This is a genomic window from Embleya scabrispora DSM 41855 (assembly GCF_000372745.1).
GTDB lineage: Bacteria > Actinomycetota > Actinomycetes > Streptomycetales > Streptomycetaceae > Embleya > Embleya scabrispora.
On sequence record NZ_KB889562.1, the window covers coordinates 1 to 18,294 of the forward strand.

The 18,294-nt window shown below is 71.4% G+C and carries 12 protein-coding genes; 7 read left to right on the forward strand and 5 right to left on the reverse strand.

All coding sequences use genetic code 11. The annotated features are described in order from the left end of the window. Positions 1 to 106: 106 nt before the first annotated feature. From A3IC_RS0101995 to A3IC_RS0102010, 3 genes are all read left to right on the forward strand, one after another. On the forward strand, positions 107 to 412 hold the full coding sequence (locus tag A3IC_RS0101995; RefSeq protein WP_020548383.1) for a chaplin: 306 nt from the start codon (positions 107 to 109) through the stop codon (positions 410 to 412). A gap of 240 nt (positions 413 to 652) precedes the next feature. Then, positions 653 to 1,456, forward strand: coding sequence for an endonuclease/exonuclease/phosphatase family protein (locus tag A3IC_RS52025; RefSeq protein ID WP_205354144.1), 804 nt, complete (start codon positions 653 to 655; stop codon positions 1,454 to 1,456). Positions 1,457 to 2,189: 733 nt separating this feature from the next. Then, positions 2,190 to 2,765, forward strand: a complete 576-nt coding sequence (locus tag A3IC_RS0102010; RefSeq protein WP_020548386.1) for a hypothetical protein — start codon at positions 2,190 to 2,192, stop codon at positions 2,763 to 2,765. Positions 2,766 to 2,872: 107 nt separating this feature from the next. Here the strand turns inward: A3IC_RS0102010 and A3IC_RS0102015 are convergent, their stop codons facing one another. Further along, on the reverse strand, positions 2,873 to 3,283 hold the full coding sequence (locus A3IC_RS0102015; protein ID WP_020548387.1) for an organic hydroperoxide resistance protein: 411 nt from the start codon (positions 3,281 to 3,283) through the stop codon (positions 2,873 to 2,875). Between the two features lie 134 nt (positions 3,284 to 3,417). Between A3IC_RS0102015 and A3IC_RS0102020 the strand changes: the two genes are divergently transcribed. The 4 genes from A3IC_RS0102020 (at position 3,418) to A3IC_RS0102035 (ending at position 8,195) form a co-directional block, all read left to right on the forward strand. Then, the gene (locus tag A3IC_RS0102020; protein WP_020548388.1) at positions 3,418 to 4,017 is read left to right on the forward strand and encodes a TetR/AcrR family transcriptional regulator; all 600 of its coding nucleotides are present in this window, start codon (positions 3,418 to 3,420) and stop codon (positions 4,015 to 4,017) included. 144 nt (positions 4,018 to 4,161) lie between these two features. Then, a complete protein-coding gene (locus tag A3IC_RS0102025) occupies positions 4,162 to 4,500 on the forward strand; it encodes a trypco2 family protein (protein WP_020548389.1) in 339 nt (112 codons plus the stop codon). A 49-nt stretch (positions 4,501 to 4,549) separates the two neighbouring features. Then, positions 4,550 to 7,552, forward strand: coding sequence for a trypsin-like serine peptidase (locus A3IC_RS0102030; RefSeq protein ID WP_020548390.1), 3,003 nt, complete (start codon positions 4,550 to 4,552; stop codon positions 7,550 to 7,552). A gap of 55 nt (positions 7,553 to 7,607) precedes the next feature. Further along, the gene (locus tag A3IC_RS0102035) at positions 7,608 to 8,195 is read left to right on the forward strand and encodes an NUDIX hydrolase (RefSeq protein ID WP_020548391.1); all 588 of its coding nucleotides are present in this window, start codon (positions 7,608 to 7,610) and stop codon (positions 8,193 to 8,195) included. A gap of 47 nt (positions 8,196 to 8,242) precedes the next feature. Here A3IC_RS0102035 and A3IC_RS0102040 read toward each other — a convergent pair whose 3' ends face one another. The 4 genes from A3IC_RS0102040 to A3IC_RS52030 form a co-directional block, all read right to left on the reverse strand. Next, positions 8,243 to 9,508 carry a hypothetical protein gene (locus A3IC_RS0102040; RefSeq protein ID WP_158695772.1) on the reverse strand — a complete coding sequence of 422 codons (1,266 nt, stop codon included), beginning with the start codon at positions 9,506 to 9,508 and terminating at the stop codon, positions 8,243 to 8,245. A 303-nt stretch (positions 9,509 to 9,811) separates the two neighbouring features. Then, complete coding sequence (locus A3IC_RS0102045; protein WP_205354145.1) at positions 9,812 to 15,271, reverse strand: ATP-binding protein; 5,460 nt, start codon at positions 15,269 to 15,271, stop codon at positions 9,812 to 9,814. 291 nt (positions 15,272 to 15,562) lie between these two features. Further along, the gene (locus tag A3IC_RS0102050; protein ID WP_020548394.1) at positions 15,563 to 16,864 is read right to left on the reverse strand and encodes a vWA domain-containing protein; all 1,302 of its coding nucleotides are present in this window, start codon (positions 16,862 to 16,864) and stop codon (positions 15,563 to 15,565) included. Continuing rightward, complete coding sequence (locus A3IC_RS52030; protein WP_079026227.1) at positions 16,861 to 18,213, reverse strand: AAA family ATPase; 1,353 nt, start codon at positions 18,211 to 18,213, stop codon at positions 16,861 to 16,863. The genes A3IC_RS0102050 and A3IC_RS52030 overlap by 4 nt, the downstream gene beginning before the upstream one ends. Positions 18,214 to 18,294 lie beyond the last annotated feature (81 nt).

An 18,294-nucleotide genomic window follows, 5' to 3' on the forward strand; every position in this document is an offset into this window, starting at 1 on the left:
CGAGTGAACGTGCGCATCGGGTGGTTGCCCTGGGGGGTCGGGCGTCGTTGTGAGGTTCGTGCGTCGCACTCGGGCGGCGCGGACAGGCGACAAACGGGAGAGTGCAGTGAACACGTTCAAGAAGGCCACGGTCATGGCCGCCGGTACCGCCGCGCTGGTGCTGGCCGGTGCCGGGGCCGCCAGTGCCCAGGCCGACGCGGACGGCGCCGCCGTCGACTCCCCCGGCGTGCTCTCCGGCAACAACATCCAGGTCCCGATCCACATCCCGGTCAACGTGTGCGGGAACACCGTCGACATCGTCGGCGTCCTCAACCCGACCTGGGGCAACACCTGCATCAACATCGACGACGACGAGCACCACGGGGAACACCACGAGGGCCACAAGAACGACTTCGGCGGCAACCACGGCTGACCCCCGAGGACACCTTCCGCGGACGTTCCTCCACGTCCGGCACCCCGAGACCCCCGCGCCTGCATCCCGCGGGGGTCTCGGCACGCCCGGCTCCGTGGGACTCGTCTCGCCGGTGCTCGCGTGGCCTCGCGAAGCGGGCCCGTACGCCGGGGCGACCGGGCCGGGCCCGGTTGCGGTCCGCGACCGCTGATCGCGCGAGGCGGCCTTGCCGTGGCGCGGCGGATCCGTGAGGCTCAGGGGGTGGGCCGCTCCGCTCCACCACGCCATTGGGGCGTCATACGACCGGGAGTAGCCCTGATCACCGTTGCGACCTGGAATGTCCTGCACCGTATTCACGCCGAGAACTGGGGCGAGGAAGCGACGAGACGCCGGCCCGACGAATCAGCGCGCATCGCCGCGATCACGGCGCGGTTGGCGGAACGCACCGAACGGGTCGTCGCACTCCAGGAAGTGAGCGGCGACCAACTCGCCGATCTGCGCGGCGCCGGGATGCCCGACCGTACGATCCACGTGTTGCGGTACCCGCGCGTCCCCACACCGCGCCGCGGACCGAGCCGCCTCGCGGACCCGGCCGAGTACCTCGTGCTGTTGGTGCGCGGACGGGGCCGGCAGTCGGCCGCCCACGTGTTCGAGGAGGATCCGGGCAAGGGGTTCCTCGCCGTCGACACCGCCGGGGTGCTCGTGGTCACCACCCATCTGAGCTTCGGTCCGCCGAGAGTTCGGCAACTGGCACGCCTCGCCGAGTTGGCCTCCGACGCGGTGTCCCCGGTGATTCTGCTCGGCGACTTCAACGCCGACTCGCACACGGTCGCGGACGGCCTCGGCCCGGGCTTCTCCATCGCCGCTCTCCCGTCCGGCGCGCTGCCGACACGACCGGCCGGACCGAGCTCCGCGCCGCGGCACATCGACCATGTGGCCGTGCACGGCGCCGACATCGACGAAGCGGTGGTCGAAGACGTCGACGGGTTGTCCGACCACAACCTCCTGCGGGCGACGGTCATCGAGCCGACGGACCGAGTGCGGTCATCGCGTGTGACCCGGTAGGCCGAAGCCACCGCATCGGGCTCGCCCACCAACGCGCGGGCCGTCGCGCACGGTTGGGACGGGTGATCGCGGGCAACGACAAGGCACCTCGAACGTCGTTGACACGTCGTCGAGTTGCCGGGGCGCGCCGTGCCCGGGCGGGTACGCGGGACACCGGAGGATGCGCCCGAGCGGGCTCGATGTCCGGGCGTCGCGCACGGAACAGGGAGTGGACCTTGAGCACGACACGGCCTTCGACCCACGACGCCGGGCCCGTGTCCGATCGAGAACCCCTCGGGCACGGCGCCGATCGGGCGTCGGGAGCCGGCGGGTTCGTCCGACCCGACCGGGCGTTCCTCGCGCCGGCGTCGGCCGTGTGTGTCGTCGCGGCATACTGCGGCCTGCGACAGGACTCCGACGGCGCGGCCGGCACGCTCGCCGGGGAGCGGCCCGACGCGACGGCGGAGCGTCTCGACTGAAGCCACACCCATCGCACTCCCCGGTGGGCCCCGCCCGTGCAGCTTCGTGGAGGCCGGGAATCACTCCGGTGATTCCCGGCCTCCACGTGTCTCGTGGTCCGGTACGGAGGTTTTCGGGCGACCCGGTCGGGTGGCGCAGAGGCGCCCGAGGTACGAGGAATACGAAAATCAGCGCAAAAGGCCCCGGCGTGTAAGGGAATTCGGTTAGTTTGACCGGGAGTTCGAGACGTACTCGGGTCGTGTCGGCACCATTCCACGGAAAGGCCGGGCACCGCATGCTGTTGCAAGACAAGGTCCACGGAGCGGCCTCGCAAACGATCAGAACGCGCGCGTACAACCTGGTTCAGCAGATCGCGGCGCAGAACGCGGCCGTGAACGAGATGCTGACGAGGCAGGACATCGTGCTGTTGATCCAGGTGGAGCCGGGTGTGGGTGATCAGGACACCGTGGCCACCCTGCGAAGCGGCGGCCGCACCGGAATCACCGTCACCGTTCACGTCGACCAAGGCGACCACGCCGACAAGCTGGACGCGGATCTGCTGCACGAACTCGTGCTGCACGCCGAGCCCGCCACCGCCCGGCACTTGGCAGCCGTGGCGCAGGGGCGTCTTCCCGTGCACGCGACCGACGACGACACCATCGAGGCCGAGGAGACGGCCGAGCACGAGGATCCGCATGCCTGGTATCGCATGGCCGGCATCGCGCTGACCTTCGGCAACAACCTGTTCGAGCGGGCGATCGCCGACACCGCCTCGCACCACCCGGAGTCGGCCGTCATGGTGCTGCGGATGATGGTGGACGCGAACCGGATCACACCGCAGTACGCATCGGACGTGGCCGGACTGATCTGAACGTCCGGCCTTGGCGTGCGAGCGGCGCCGAGGTGGAGTGGCGAGAACTGCCGGCCGTTCGGTCGGAGGCTCTCGCCACTTCCGGTCGTGCCACCCGAGGGGGCGGTCTACTCGACGACGAGTTCGACCGGGATGTTGCCTCGGGTCGCGTTCGAGTACGGGCAGACCTGGTGGGTGGCCTCGATCAGGGCGCGCCCCTGTTCCGTGGACAGGTGTTCCGGCAACTCCACACGCAGGGTCACGCTGAGGCCGAAACCGCCGTCGCCGTTGGCGTCCAGGCCGACTTCCGCCGTCACCGAGGCATCCGCGGCATCCACCTTCTGCCGCTTCGCCACGAGTTGCATCGCGCTGGCGAAGCAGGCCGCGTATCCCGCCGCGAACAACTGCTCGGGGTTGGTGCCGATGCCGTCCCCGCCGAGTTCCTTCTGGAGGCCGAGCGTGACGTCGAGCTGCCCGTCGGAGCTCACCGCCCGTCCGTCCCGTCCGGCCGAGGTCGCGATTGCGGTGTAGAGACTCATGGTGGTTTCCGCCTTCTCCGAGTGGGGGTGGACGCGTGGCGCCGGCGCCGGTAGCCACGGTAGCCACCTAGACAGATCTTTCTGTCTAGGGCCGCTTCATGAATGTAGACAGGTCTGTCTGGTATCGTCAAGGTGTGCGTACGACAGCCTCCGACCACCCCCGCGAGAGTCCGGCCCGTCGCCGTGTCCTGGACACCGCGACCACGCTCTTCTACGCCCAGGGCGTGCACGCGGTGGGCGTGGACCGGATCATCGCCGAGGCCGGCGTGGCGAAGGCGACGTTCTACAACCACTTCCCGTCCAAGGACGAACTGGTCCACGCGTACCTCGACGAGCAGTACCGCTCGCAGCGCCGCGCGGTCGCCACGCTGCATGCGGCCTCGGCCGACCTGCCGGCGCGCGAGGTACTGCTGCGGCTGTTCGAGCTGATGATCGAGATCGGCCGCGAACCCGGGTTCCGTGGTTGTCCGTTCATCAACGCCGCCGCCGAATTCCCGGACGCCTCCCACCCGGTGCGCGCCGCCGTCCTCGACCACCGCACGTGGTTCCGCACGATGCTGACCGACCTGCTGACCGCCGCCGGCGACACCCGCCCCGGGGCCACCGCGGACATTCTCATGCTGCTGCGCGACGGCCTGGCCGTCGGCTGTTACCTGGACGACGCCCACACGATGCGTCAGGTCGTCCGCGACGCACTGGGCCGGGTACTCGGCCCGGCCGACGACACCGCATAGACCATCCGCCCCTCCCCCGCCGGCGCGATACCACGCACGACATCCGCTCGACCGACGGAAACCGCGCGAACTGCTCTCGAGGGATGCCAAGCTGGGCACACACGGTCCGAATCCGGTGACCGATGGTGCAGCCTTGGGGGTCCGATGAGCGCGAATACCGATGCGGACGACTGGCTCGATCTGGCGGATGCCATCGAGCTGTTGCGGGTCCAGATCGCCGAGGCGCAGCGGCGCAGCTCCGGGGCCGACGTGCGGTTTCGACTCGGCGAGATCACCGTCGAGTTCGGCATGGAGTTGACCCGGACCAAGGGCGTCGGGGGTGGCCTGCGGTTCGGGGTGGCGAGCCTGGACGGGCGAGGCGAGCGGGCGGCGAAGGCCACGCATCACGTCACGGTCCGGCTGGACCCTCGGCGGGCGGACGGTTCGCCGGTGGACACCGGGGCCGGCGAGGCGGAGGGGTACCCGGACCCGGAGGACTTCTGACCGTGCGTGAGCGCTCGTCGAGGCAGCGGTTCGCCCGGAGGGAGGCCGGATGTTCGGCGACGACGACGAACGGTACATCGCGGCTCGGCTCGACGACCTGATCGTCGGCGAGGTGGTTCGCATCCGCACGCCGGACACCTACCTGGGGACCGGCTTCCTGGTCGCGGGGGACACCGTGCTCACGTGTGCGCACGTGGTGCACGGCCGCTCGTCGGGGTTGTCCGTATCGCTCGCGGGCACCCGTATCGAGGTCGACGTGGTGCGGCGGATCCCGGCCGAAACCCCCGGCGGGATCCACCCGTTCCCCGACCTGGCCGAGCTGCGGCTGCGCTCTCCCGTCGAGAGCATCGGGGTCTGGCTCGGTGAGCGGCCACCGCTGCGCGGCGACGAGGTGGCCGCCTACGGATACAGCCGGGAGGGTCTGGAGGGCCTGCGTCTGCCGGAGACCCTCGACCTCGTGGTCGCCGGTCCCAGCGGACGATTCGCCCGGGTCAAGAGCGATCAGGTGCTGCGCGGGTTGAGTGGGTCCCCGGTGCTCGATCCGCGCACCGGCCGGGTCTGTGGCGTGCTCAAGTCGTCCCGGGACGTCGACGACGAGCGCGGTGGTTGGCTGATTCCGATCGGCGCGGTGGTCGAGCATCTGCCCGAGACGATCCGCCGCAACGCGGACGCACATGTGCCGGGCACCCGGTGGCGCGACATCGCGGTGCTGCTCGACGCCCGGCAGCAGCGGCTCTTCCGGTCGCACCGAGAACGGGGCGCGAGCGGCCGCCGGCCCGCGACCCCGGCCGGGTTGCTCGCCGGCGACGTGATGCCGTTCGTGGACCGGCCCGAGGTCGCCGAGTTGTACGGGTGGTGTACCGGCGAACCCGAGTCGGCGTTGCGGTTGTTGCACGCGCCCGGCGGAGCCGGCAAGACCAGGCTCGCGGCGCAGTTGTGTCGCCGTCTGCGCGGCGAAGGCTGGAACGCCGGGTTCGTGGCGGTGGGCGCTCCCGCCGAGGCGGCCTGGCGGGCCGAACTCGTCGCCGCGTTGGCCGTGGGGATCCCGGTCCTGGTCGTCCTCGACTACGCAGAGGGCCAAGTGCCGGGCGTCTCCGCGTTGTTGGAGTACCTGGACGACCATCCCCCGCAACCGTCGCGACTGCGGATCCTGTTGTTGGCCCGGTCGGTCGAGCCGCTGTGGCAGGCGCTGAGCGCGGTTCGCGGGATGCCCGCGGACGCGGACGAGCGGCCGCTCACCGGCCGACTCGACCCGGGCGGCTCCAACTCCCTTGCCGCCCTGGCCTTCGAGGTGTTCGCCGAGCACCTCGATTGTCGGTGGCTGACCGCGCCCCACGCCCTGGACGCCCGGGCAGCCACGGCGGATTCACCGCTGAGCGTGCTCGCGCTGGCGCTGGACGCGGTGTTGACCATGCGACAGGGCGACACCTGGATCGAGACCGACGATCCGCTGACCCGCGTCTCCGAGCACGAGTTGCATACCTGGTCGGCCCTGCTCAAAGGCCAACTACCCAAGGGATCGGTGCTCACCGGAACGCTCGGCATGCTCGTCTCGGAAGGGCTGCTGGTGGTCCCCACGCTGGCTCCCGGTCGGGACGCGGACGACTTGAAGGCACTTTTGCTCCGCGTGTGCCGGGCCGCGTTCGCCGATACCCCCGAGCCGGACGTCTCCGCGGTGTACACGTGCCTGCGGACGCTCTACCCCGGCGAGGACGGGGGCGTCGCCCCGATGGAGCCCGATCGCATCGGCGAGATCCTGGTGCGTCGGGTGTTCAAGTCGGAGGTCAGCTCGGGCAACGTCGTCGCGTATCTGGCCGCGATCCTGCGGACGCCGGACCGGGCACCGAACCACGACCGGATCGCCGGCGCGGCCCGGACGATCGAGGTATTCGCACGGGCTCGGGGTTGCACCGGGACCGGGCGGGTCGAAGCGCACGGCGCCTACGAACGAATGGATGCCGCCCTCGCCGCCGCGGCCCGGCACGACCCGGCCGTGCTGCTGCCCGCGCTCGTGGTCGGCGGTGAGGCGTTGCCGCACGCCGAGCCGCTGGGCGTGCTGATGATGCCGGTGCTGGAGGTCTGCGATCCGGAGGTGCTTCGCGCGGTCGAGGAGCGGTTGCCGGACCATCCCTCGGGCCTGTCCGCGGTAGCCGAGCTGACGCTCCGTCGATTACTGGCGCCCGCGAGCGCGACGCTCACCGTGGATGCCCAGGCGGAACAGCTGCGGCTGCTCTCGCGGTTGAGTCTTCGGCTGGGCGACCTGGACGCCCCGGGAAACGGTGAGGCCGCGCTGGACGCCGCCCGCAGGGCCGCGCTGCTCGCCGACGATCTGTATCGACGCACCGGACGGTACGCCGTCGAATACGCCGCCGTGCTCAACAACCTGGCTCTGTTGTTGTACCGCAGCGGCGCGCTCACCACCGCGTTGGTACACAGCCGGGACGCGGTCGAGCGCTATCAAAGGCAGCTCGACGAGGCCCTGGCGACGGGCGACGAGGCCCTGTGTTCGTGGCGCCGGCTGGACACGGCGGCGGCGTTGAGCACTCTCGTGTCGTTGCGCCTCGCCGACGGTCAGGTCTACGTCGCGGCCGACGAGGCGTCGCGCGCGGTGGCGCTGTGTATGCGAGCGCGGCCCGGGACCCGGCACGACGACACGTTCGTGACCTGCCTGGAGGTGCTGGTCGAGGCGAGGTTTCGGACCGGGGAGGGGGCCGTCACGGCGGCGACGCGGCTCGTCGAGGTGCTGCGGGTGGTGGCCGAGCGCCGGCCCGGACGGTATCTGGCCCAACTGCCGGAGGGGTTGCACGCGCTGGCGCGCGCCCTGGTCCGGGCGGATCGGGATCGGGAGGCATACCTCGTCATGCGCGAGGCCGTCGCGCTGCGTACCGCGTTGCCGGCCGTGGCGTCCGCACGCGTGATGGCGCAGCGTGAAGCCCGGCAACGAACGCTGTTGCGAGCACTGGCCCAACTGTCCGGGCGCCTCGACGAATTCGCGTCGGAGCGGGAGATCTGGTTGGCACGGTCGGTCGTGGAGCACGATCATGACGCGTGACCTTGCTCGCGAACCGCGTATCCGGCGGATCCCGGATGGGAAAGGTGAGGGCGAAATGCCGATCGACCAGGAAACTCCGGGGACTCCGGCCCCGATCAGAAGGCACAAGGCGATCGAGGTGTTCGGCAATCGCTTCGGCCGGCTCTACAACGACGACGTCCTGTCGCCGGGCGGCCGACCGGGCAAGTACCTGCGCTGGCAGTGGGCGCACACCGGCGTGGTGGTGGTGGCTCGGGGCCCGGCCGGCATCGCGCTCGTGCCCACCTACCGATATCCGCTGGGCGCGGCCTCGCTGGAGTTTCCGCGCGGCGGCTGCGAGATCGGTGAAAGCCCGGAGGAGGCCGCCGCACGGGAACTGCGCGAGGAGGCCGGGTTGATCGCGGTGACCACCCGCGACATCGGCCTTCTGCACGCGGAGACGGGGCTGATCGAGAGTGGGGTGCACGTCGTGGAGGCCACCGTCGTCGCCGGGCCGGTCGAGGCCGCCCGGCCCGAGGCGATGGAGTCGGTGGCCGAACCGGTATGGGTGTCCCAGGAGGGCATGTTGGACCTGCTGGGGCAGGGCGGAGTCACATGTGGGGTCACGCTCGCGGCGTTCGCGCTCGTGCTGGCCGCCGATCGCTCGTCGGTCGACCCGTCGTGACCCCCCTGTCCCCGTCCGGGTTGTGACTCCGCCCCGGTCAGCCCGGATCAGGCCGCGAGGCGTGCGCGCGCGTCGAGTTCGGCCACCGGTTGCCGAGGCGGCTGTTCGAGGTCCTCCTCGTCGGCGCCGGTCACCACGGTCATCGACAGGCTCGTGGATCCTGTCGGTCCCTGCGGTCGCTGCGGTGCGTCCCGGACCGACAACTCCGCGCCGTACCGGGCACTTTGCGGATCCTCGTGCAGGTCCAGACTCATCTCGTTGCGTTCGGCACGCAGATGCGCTCCGGCGATGTCGTCGGTTTGGGCGAACGTCCGGGTGAATGCCGCGGACATCCAGGTCGCGAACTCCGTTGCCGCGGCGCCCAGGAGTGCGGTGTCGGGCGCGATGCCGCGACGCAGTGCGCTCAACTCGCCGACCAGGGCGTTTCGTGCGGGCTGCCCGAGTGCCTCCAGGAGCACGTCCACCGGAAGCCGGGAGAGCAGGAACTCGTTCAACATGGCCGAGGGCAGGCCGGTCAGCCGCAGGACGCGGTGGCTGCGCCGCTCGGGCAGAAGGTCCGGCACGTCACACGGGCTCCCCAGGCCGGCGTCGAGCACCTCGGGCAGGGCCTGTCGGTAGGACTCCCCCGCCCACTGGTCGACTGATGTCAGGGCCGACAGTACGTCCGCGCTCGCTCCCGGGAACCGTGCGCGGATCCCGAACAAGCGGTCCCTGAGCGCCTTGTAGTCCAAGGGTCGCTGCTCCTCGGCCCAGTCCCGGAGATCGTGCAGGACCGCCCGTGCGTCCCCGGTGCGCGCCTCCACGCCGGCCTCGACGCGCAGCAGTACGCCGGCCTTGAATGCGGCCGAGACCATGACCCCGTCGTAGTCGACGGCGTGCGCGTGCGTGAGATCGTCGAGGAAGGCGGCATAGGCCGGGCCGGCCGCATTGTCGACCCCCTTCGCGGCGAGCACATCGCGCAGTTCGCGCAGTGTGCATCCCACCCGCCGGGCGACCCTGATGTACCCCTGGTCGAGCAGTGGGGTCAGGTCGGACAACGGAGTGGACACGGCCGCCGCAATCGGGTCGGCCAGGGGGGCCGTGTGGTCGAACAGGCGCTCCAGCTCGACCTGTTCGGCCTCCTCGGTCGAGAGCAGGGAGCGAAAGTACTTGTTGTTGAGGCTTTGCGAGTCGCCGATCAGGAGCGTGTCGGCGAACAGGACGTGCAGGACCACCCGTGCGCGCAGATCGCCGATCCGCGCGATGGGTGAGGACGCGTGCGGGTCGACATCGGACAGGTAGATTCGTTCGACCACCGTGGAATCGTCCGGCATGGTTGCCACCTCCGTGTGATACGGGATGTGCACAGCGCAAACGTAGCAACGAATTTCGGTCGCCACCGAGGATTCCGATGCGATTACACAGCGTTGCCCAAGCCGGAAGGATCGGCCGCCGGTCACGGGATGGGTCGGTGTGCGATGCCGTCGGGCTCCGACATGGCTCGACGGGGGGCGGGGACGGCGTACCGTCCCTGCCCCCCGTCGAGATCGCCCGGCCGGCGTGTTGCCGGATGCTCCTGGCCAACGGCCGCGGCGCGCCTCCGCCGTGGCCCGAAGTCGCACCCCAGGTGCGAAGGATCAGCGCTTCATGCCGTGCTCGATGGCTTCGATGATCCTCGGGCGCAGTTCGGCGGCGCTGATGATGGCGTCCACCGAGCCGACCTCGACCGCACGGCGGATGCTGTGCACGCGGTCGAACTCGGCGGCCACCTCGCCGACCTTCTCGGCGCGGACCGCGGACTGCACCTCGGCGAGGCGGGCGTTCAGGATCGCTCGCTCGGCGCCCAGGGTGGTCGAGATCTGCGTCTGCAGGTCGGTCACCCGCGGGTCGGTGGCGGTGCGGTTGTTGACGTCGCCGGAGAAGACGACGGCCGCCGCCGGGGCGCCGCCCAGGACCGATGCGAAGGAGCCTTCCAGGGCCAGCACGGTCATGTTCGGGTTGAGCGCCTTGGAGAAGACCACGAACGCGCCGCCGTGGTAGCGGGAGATGACGCAGAAGACGATCGGGCCGTCGAAGTTGACGATGGCTCGGCCGATCTCCGCGCCGTACTCCAGTTGCAGCTTGCGCATCGACTCGGGTGAGCCGTCGAACCCGGACAGGTTGGCCAGCACCACCAGCGGCCGGTTGCCCGATGCCGCGTTGATCGCCCGTGCGGTCTTCTTCGACGATCGCGGGAAGAGGGTGCCCGCGGTGTAGGTGTCCGGGCCGTCGGTGGGCGGGAAGCCGCGCCGCGGTACCGCCCGCGACTCGATGCCGATCAGGCAGACGGGCCAACCGCCGATGTGCACGTCCTGAACCGCCGAGGTGTCCGCGTCGGCCATGCCCGCCCAGCGCTCCAGCACCGGGTGGTCCTGGTCGGACAGCGCGCGCATCACGGTACGGATGTCGAACGGCTTCTTGCGGTCCGGGTTGTGCTCCGCGGAGAAGATCCGGCCCACGGTGGTGAAGTCGCTGTCCACGGCCGGATGCGGGAAGTCGCAGACGTCGCGGTCGATCGGGTCGTTCGTGGGCGCCTTGCGCGGTGCGTTCTCCCCGGGCGCGACGTAGGTGTGGTCGTAGTGCGCCATCAACACGTCGCGGGCGGCCGGGAGATCGGGCGCCCAGTACTGCGCCTGGCCGTTGGGGCCCATCACCCGGTCGTAGCCGCCGATGCCGAAGTTGTCCTCGGCCGAGACGCCACCGGAGAAGTCCAGCGCCTGCTTGCCGGTGAGCACCATCGCCGAGTCCGGCGTCATCACCAGGATGCCCTTGGTGTGCATCAGCATCGTCGCCTCGGCGTTCCAATACGGCTGGGCGCCGACGGCGATCCCGGCGACCACGATGTTGATCTCGCCGCCGTCCTGGGTGAACGTGACGATCCGCTTGAGCGCGGCCGCGACCCAGTCCATGTTCTCCGTGCCCGAGGTCATCGAGACCCGCGCGCCCGACGACAGCGCGAACCACTCCACCGGCACGCGCATCCGCTCGGCGAGGTCGAGTGCGGCGATCACCCGCGAGCACTCCGGCTCGGACAGCGCGCCGAGCGACTTCGTCGGGTCGCCCAGCAGCAACACGCGGGTGACGCCCTCGGGATGGCGTTCGGTGGGCGTGGAGACCACGCCGGCGACGATCGCCGCGGTGTTCTTGCCCCTGGGCCGGTCCACCGGTACCAGCGCGCCGGTCTCGTCCAGGTCGTGCTCGACGAAGTCGCCGTGCGCGCCGGTGAGCATGCCGGTCAGTTCGTACGGGTAGACGTTGCCGCGGCGGGCCGCGCGCAGCGCCTTCTGCCGGTAGTCGTCCAGCGGACGCACCAATTCCGTCGACGGCTCGCCGACGTGCAGCCTCGCGCCGTGGCCCGGGTCGAGGGTGATGGTCGCGGCGATCTCGGTCAGTTCGCCACTGGCGGTGCGCCGGCGGGCCACGAACTGGACCTCCTCGAGCCCGGCCCCGGCGGTGGTCGGCAGAATGCGCTGGACCAGCGAGTTGAGTTCGTCGGCGGTCAGCTCGGTCGACGGCCAGACGTACATCATGATGCGGTTGGTGTCGAAGCGCTTGTTCTGCGGTCGTTGCGCCTGGATGTTGCGAATCGCGTCCAGGCCCGCGTTGATCGCGTCCTCCACCGCGGGCAGCGCCACCAGTCGGCCGTCGGTCTCGCGCAGCGGCGTCAGGTCGCGGACCTGGCCCATCGCGATCAACCGCTCGTCGGCCGGGTTGCTCTTGGCGACCGCCTTGAACAGGTAGATCTCCTCGTCGACCGAGGGCAGCCGGGTGAGGTCGAACTCGCGCAGCCGCTGCAGTTGCAGTCGCCGTGCGATCTGCGGGTGCAGACCGCGGATCAGCCGGTCCTCGGCGAAGCCGGCCCCGTCCGGACGGAAGGTGAAGTGGTGGTGCATCACCGCGCCGCTGGTGCCGGCCACGGTGGTGGTGACCCGGCGCACGCCCGCCGGCAGCGGCTGTTCGGCCAGCAGCCGGCCCAGCCGCTCCGCCATCGCCTCGGCGTCCGGCTGGTCCTCCCACGTGAGGTAGAGGTCGGCGACCAAGCCGTGGTCGGCGACGTCGGCGGCGAGAACGGCGACCGCGTCGATGGCGTCGGGCAGCGCGGCGATGTCGACGGCGGTGGTGACCACGCGGGTCGGGCCCGCCGTACCACCGGTGTGTTCGGCGGTGACGAACCGGCAGCCCGCCTGCTCGCGCACGGCGACCTCGGAGAGCCCGCGGTTGCCGTAGTAGCGGCGGGTCAACACCTCCAACAGCGGTGCGTGGTCACGGCCCGGCCGGCCGATCCGCTGGCCGATCAGCCGCACCAGCGGCTCGGAGCCGGCCACCATGGTCTGGATGCGCTCGGCGCGGTCCGGCGCGTCCGGGTGCTGGTCCAGGTGACGCAGTTCGTTGCGTACGCCGGCGTAGACCTTGGCGCGGATGCGGCGCAGCAGCGGCTGGGCGAACCAGCGGAAGACCACGCCGCGGGCCAGGTCCGACACCGCGGGGAAGCGCACCTGGGTGGCCTCGATCAGGTGTTCCAGGGTGAGTCCCGCGCGTTCGCTGAGCGATTCCAGCGGGGGCGCGCCGGCCAGCCACTGGCGCAGCAGTTCGGACACCAGCGCGACATCGGTCGACATGCGCTGCTGGGCCAGGAAGATCCGGAAGATCGCGGCTTCCAGCTCGGGTGTGCGGTCCAGGTCGGCGATGCCGTAGTGGCCCAGCACCCGCTCGAGTTTGGTCCGGAACGCCTCGGTGAGACCGGCGCGTTCGGGGTCCAGGCTCTGCAGGTAGCTGTGGAAGTACTCGCGCGGGCTGTGTACCGGGCTGTCCGGCTCGACGTCGAATTCACCGCCCGGCTTGTTGCGGCTCAGCTCCGACAGGTCGGCGAACACCTTGAGCAGGTCCACCTCGCCCGGCAGCGGTCGGCCGCCGAGGTCGGCGCGGGCGGCCAGGTACTCGGACAACACGCGCTTGGAGTCCTGCGGGTCGACGTCGAAGCCCAGGAGCAGGCTGCGCAGGTCCTGCAGGCCGCGCTCGACCCGCTCGGCGGCGGACGCGGGCACGGCCTCGGCGGGCAGGTCGACCTCGATGCTCTCGCCGTCGCCCGCGGCGTCCTCGACGGCGCCTTCACCGCCTTCCTCGGCGAGCGGCTCCAGGCGCATCAGCGGTGCGCCGGTCTCCACCTGGCTGCCCACCGACACGGGGCATTCGCGGACCCGGGCGCGGAACGGCGCGCGCAGCACCGTCTCCATCTTCATGCTCTCCAGCACCAGGATCGGCGCTCCCGAGGCGACCTCGTCGCCGACCGATATCGGCGTCGCGACCACCAGGGCGGGCGCGGGAGAGCGTACGACGCCGCCCTCGTCGCGGCTGATCCGGTGGGTGACGCCGTCGACCTCGACCAGGTGGGTCGGGCCGTGTGTGGCCGACACCAGCCGGAAGCGGTGTCCGTTGACCACGATCCGGCCGCTGTGCGTGTCGAAGCGCTCGACCTCGATGTCGGCCGGGTGCGCGGCGGCGCCGCCGCCGAAGATCGCGACGCGAAAACGCTTGTCGCCCACGCGGGCGACGCTCACCCGGTAGCCGACGCCGCGGAGCTTGAGGTCCAGCGGCCGGCCGCTCTCGTGCTGTACCTGCGGGCGGCCACCGTGCGCGGTGGAGATCAGCCGCTGCCGACTGATCTCCTCCTCGTCCTGGTATGCCTCGATCGCCGCCGCGGCCAGGGCGATCGCGGAGTGCCGGTGGGTGACCAGGCGTCCCTCGGCGCGGACGCGGTCGATCCAGCCGGTGTCGGCGCTCGCGTCGATCACCTCGGGCTGGTCGAGCAGGTCGAGCACGAAGCTCTTGTTGGTCGCGCCGCCCTCGATGATCACGGTGGTCTCGGCCATCGCCCGGCGCAGCCGGCCCAGCGCCTGGTCGCGGTCGCGGCCGTAGGCGATGATCTTGGCGATCATGGAGTCGAAGTCGGCCGGGATCCGGTCGCCCTCGCTGACGCCTGTGTCGACCCGGATGCCGGGGCCGGCGGGCAGCGCCAGGCGCGTGATGCGGCCGGGCGAGGGGGCGAAGTCGCGGTCCGGGTCCTCGGCGTTGAGCCGGGCCTCGATCGCGTGGCCGAGTTCGGCCGGCTGCGGGCCGGTCAGCCTGCCGCCGTTCGCCACGTGCAGTTGCAGGCGCACCAGGTCGGTGCCGGTGGTGATCTCGGTGATCGGGTGCTCGACCTGGAGTCGGGTGTTGACCTCCAGGAAGGCGAACAGCCTCTCACCGGGGTGGTAGAGGAATTCGACGGTCGCCGCGCCGCGGTAGTCGACGGCCACGGCGAGCCGCTCGGCGGACGCCTTGAGCTCCGCGGTCTGCGCCGGGTCCAGGACCGGCGAGGCGGACTCCTCGATGATCTTCTGGTTGCGTCGCTGCACCGAGCAGTCGCGCACGCCCAGCGCCCACGCGGTGCCCTGCCCGTCGGCGATGACCTGGACCTCGACGTGCCGGGCGCCGGTGACCAGGCGCTCGAGGAAGACCACGCCGGAGCCGAACGCGCGTAGCGCTTCCTGGCTGGTGCGCGTGTAGGCGTCGGTCAGGTCCGCGGCCGAGGCGACCATCCGGATCCCGCGCCCGCCGCCGCCCGCGGTGGCCTTGAGCATCAGCGGGTAGCCGATCTCGTCGCCGGCGCGCAGTGCGTCTTCGAGAGTCTCCACCGCGCCGCGGCTCCACGGCGCGACCGGGACGCCGACCTCCTCGGCGAGCAGCTTGGCGCCGATCTTGTCGCCGAGCCTGCGCATCGCCTCCGCGCTCGGGCCCACGAACGTGACGCCGATGCGCTCGCACAGCTCGGCGAACGCCGGGTCCTCGGCGACGAAGCCCCAGCCGACCCAGGCGGCGTCGGCGCCGGTCTCCACCAGCGCGCGCTCCAGGACGGCGTGGTCGAGGTAGGGGCGGGCCGAGGCGGGGCCCAGCGGGTAGGCGATGTCGGCCTCACGGACGAAGGTCGCGTCGCGGTCGGAATCGGTGTAGAGCGCGACCGTCTCCACCCTCGTCCCGGTTTCCGCCGAAAGATCCCGGACAGCGTGGATGAGCCGCATTGCGGCCTCTCCACGGTTGACGATCGCGACACGACTGAACACCGGCTGAGCCTCCCAAGTACCCACGTGCAGAAGGCGACGTCCGGGTCTCGGAGCGTCGCCTGCACCTATCTATACCCTGCTTGGTTACCGTCCAGTACACCCATGTCCTGCATCGAGCACGCCGGCGCCGCTGCGTTGTAGGGTTCCTACAAAAAGCGGCGCGAGCCACACCGCACGGCCGCCCTTTCGGGCATGGTCTGCGACAACCCGGCCCGACGGCCTTCGTCCGCGCCTCCGCAGGTCCGCGGCTCACCGGCCGGCGGACGCCGACTCGACGACCACCACCCTGGCCCACTCGGGGGGCGTGTCCGGCACGTAATCGGGATCGTCCTCGTTCCACGACCGGCTCGCCTGCCGAGGAAACAGGCCGACCACCGTGCGACACGGCGGCCGGGTGCTCGGCCAGCGCGTCTGGCCGTCGGTCAGCACCACAACCACGTCCGGTCGGGGCCGCGCCCGCAGCGCCTTGGCGAAGCCCGTACGCAGATCCGTGCCCCCACCGCCCACCAACGGGATCCCCTCGCTGCCGCACAGCGTATGCGCGATCGTGGCCGCCGCATCGCACGGCACCACGGTGATCAGGTCCCGACGACCGCCCACGGCACGGCAGATCGCGGCGACCTCCAGGAGCGCGCTGCCCAGCTCGGCGTCGCTGACCGACCCGGAGGTGTCGATGACCACGGTGACCCGGGGCGGTTTGCGACGCAGGCTCGGCAGCACCACGCCGGGCACACCGACCGAGCGCCGGGACGGCCGGCCGTAGGTGTAGTCGTCGCCCGCGCCTGCACCGGACGTCGCCGAGCGCACCGCCGCTCCCAACAATTCCCGCCACGGTTGCGGCGGATGGAACGCCTCCTCCGCCCATCGCCGCCACCCCGCGGGCGCGGTCCCCGGTCGGGCCGTGATGCCCTGGGCCACCCGGAACCGCACGGCGTCGCGTTCCTGCGCACTCAGGCCGTGCGCGCCTTGCGGCCCCGACTCCCGCTCGCGTTCCAGACCGTCGGCGCCGCTGCCGCAGTCCAGCCAGGCCAGTCCCTGGGTGAACGGCCCGAGTCGAAACTGGCGCAGATAGTCCTCCATGAGCTCACCCTCGGGCAACCCCAGCGTCGCCGGCTCGACGGCGCCTTCGGGCCTGACCAATCCGGCACCGAAGGCGTCGTCGTTGATCTCGCAGTCCGCGGCGATGTTCATCCGCAACCGCTCCCCCGGGCCGACCAGCCCGCGCTCGCGCGCGACCCGGTCGCTGCGTCCGTGGTGGTCGCGCAGCAGGTGCGACACCTCGTGCACCCAGACCGCGGCCAGTTCCTCCGCAGGCGTGCGGTCCACGAACGCGGGCGAGACGTAGCACCGCCAGTGCCGGTCGACGGCCATCGTCGGTACGCTCCGCGACTCCACGGTGTGCAGGGCGAACAGCGCCGTCGCCAGGTAGGGGCGGGCCCGGGCGGCATGCAGGCGGGCGGCGTAGAGCTTGTGGAGGTCCAGGGGCTTGGGGGCGTCGGGGGCGGTCGGGGTGCTCGGCGTGGCCGTCGTCGTCGGTGCGCCCGTGGTCATCGGACCGCCTTTGTCGCGGCCGCGGCTCGGGCCGCCGCCCGGTCGGCCGTGCGGTCCGCTCGGCGGGACAGGGATACCGCTCCGGCGAGGCGTTCGATCGAGGCCGGGACGTCCCAGTCCTCGTGGCGCAGCGAGGCGAGCGTGGTCGCCGGGACGACCACCAGGTCCGGGGCGCCGGTCTCCGTCGCCCGGACCAGGAGCGCCCACGCCGCGTCCCAGCGGGACTTCTCCGGACGCTTTCGGACCGCGTCCACCACACCGTCGAGCACGGCTTGACGCAGATCGCCGCGCTCGGGGAGGACGGCGCCGGCCGGGTCGGCGAGCAGGTCCTCGGGATCGGGGAGGTCCATCCGGTCCAGGCCGGCCAGCAATTCCAGGCCCGGGCCGTCCCCCACCGTGCCTCTGACCAACATGGAGAGCACCTCACGGGAGGAACCGGCCGCGGTCGCGAAGGCGATCAGGCACAGCGCCATCTCCCAACTGCGCGGCGACGGCCACGGGCCGCCCCGGCGACTCTCGTTGCTCGGCAGCCGGTGCACGAGCGCCGGTCGAGCGGCGAGCAGCCCGCAGACGGCGCGGCGGGCGAACGCCACCGCCTCCGGGAGACCGGTCGGGTCGAGGCGCGGCAGGGTCGCCTCGGGCCAGGTGCCACCGAGCCCGCGGACCACGACGTCGTGGTCGTGGACCCATTGCAGATGCACGAATCGGTTGGCCAAGGGGGCGCTCAGTTCCCAGCCGTCGGCCGCCGAGGAGCGTGGATTGGCGGCGGCCACGATCCGCACCCCGGGCGGCAACCGCAGGGCGCCGATCCGTCGTTCGAGTACGAGCCGAAGCAGAGCGGCCTGTACGGCCGGTGTCGCGGTGGAGAGTTCGTCCAGGAACAGCAGCCCTCGGCCGGCCCGTACCAGGCGCACCGCCCAGTCCGGCGGGGCCATCGGGACACCCTGTTCGGCGGGATCGTCACCGACGATGGGCAATCCCGAGAAGTCGGACGGTTCGTGCACGCTCGCGATCACCGTGGTCAGCGGAAGGTCCAGGGCCGCGGCGAGTTGGGTCAGGGCCGCGGTCTTGCCGATGCCCGGCTCGCCCCACAGGAGTACGGGCAGGTCGGCGGCCACCGCCAGGGTCAGGGCTTCCAGATGCGTGTCTGCGCGCGGTTCGCTGGTGGCGTCGCGCAGGAGGGCCAACAGGTCGCCGGCGACGTCGAGTTGAGGGGTAGGTCCGGGCGCGTCGGACGCGAGGCGGGGCGTGGTTGTGTCGGTGGGTCGGGCGTCTGGGGTGGGCGAAGTGCCGGAGGCGGGGGTCCGGGAGTCGGGGGCAGGCGGGCTGTACGGGGTGTATGTGGGCATGTCTTCGGTCACCTTCGGGTGTTGTGTGCGTGAGGGAACGACGGCGTCGATCGCACGGGCGTTAACGGACGTCCCCGGGGC

Coding starts and splice junctions, on each gene's coding strand:
- A3IC_RS0102010 (WP_020548386.1), top strand. CDS start 2,190: ATGCTGTTGCAAGACAAGGTCCACGGAGCGGCCTCGCAAACGATCAGA.
- A3IC_RS0102015 (WP_020548387.1), bottom strand. CDS start 3,283: ATGAGTCTCTACACCGCAATCGCGACCTCGGCCGGACGGGACGGACGG.
- A3IC_RS0102025 (WP_020548389.1), top strand. CDS start 4,162: ATGAGCGCGAATACCGATGCGGACGACTGGCTCGATCTGGCGGATGCC.
- A3IC_RS0102030 (WP_020548390.1), top strand. CDS start 4,550: ATGTTCGGCGACGACGACGAACGGTACATCGCGGCTCGGCTCGACGAC.
- A3IC_RS0102035 (WP_020548391.1), top strand. CDS start 7,608: ATGCCGATCGACCAGGAAACTCCGGGGACTCCGGCCCCGATCAGAAGG.
- A3IC_RS0102040 (WP_158695772.1), bottom strand. CDS start 9,508: ATGCCGGACGATTCCACGGTGGTCGAACGAATCTACCTGTCCGATGTC.
- A3IC_RS0102045 (WP_205354145.1), bottom strand. CDS start 15,271: ATGCGGCTCATCCACGCTGTCCGGGATCTTTCGGCGGAAACCGGGACG.
- A3IC_RS0102050 (WP_020548394.1), bottom strand. CDS start 16,864: ATGACCACGGGCGCACCGACGACGACGGCCACGCCGAGCACCCCGACC.
- A3IC_RS52030 (WP_079026227.1), bottom strand. CDS start 18,213: ATGCCCACATACACCCCGTACAGCCCGCCTGCCCCCGACTCCCGGACC.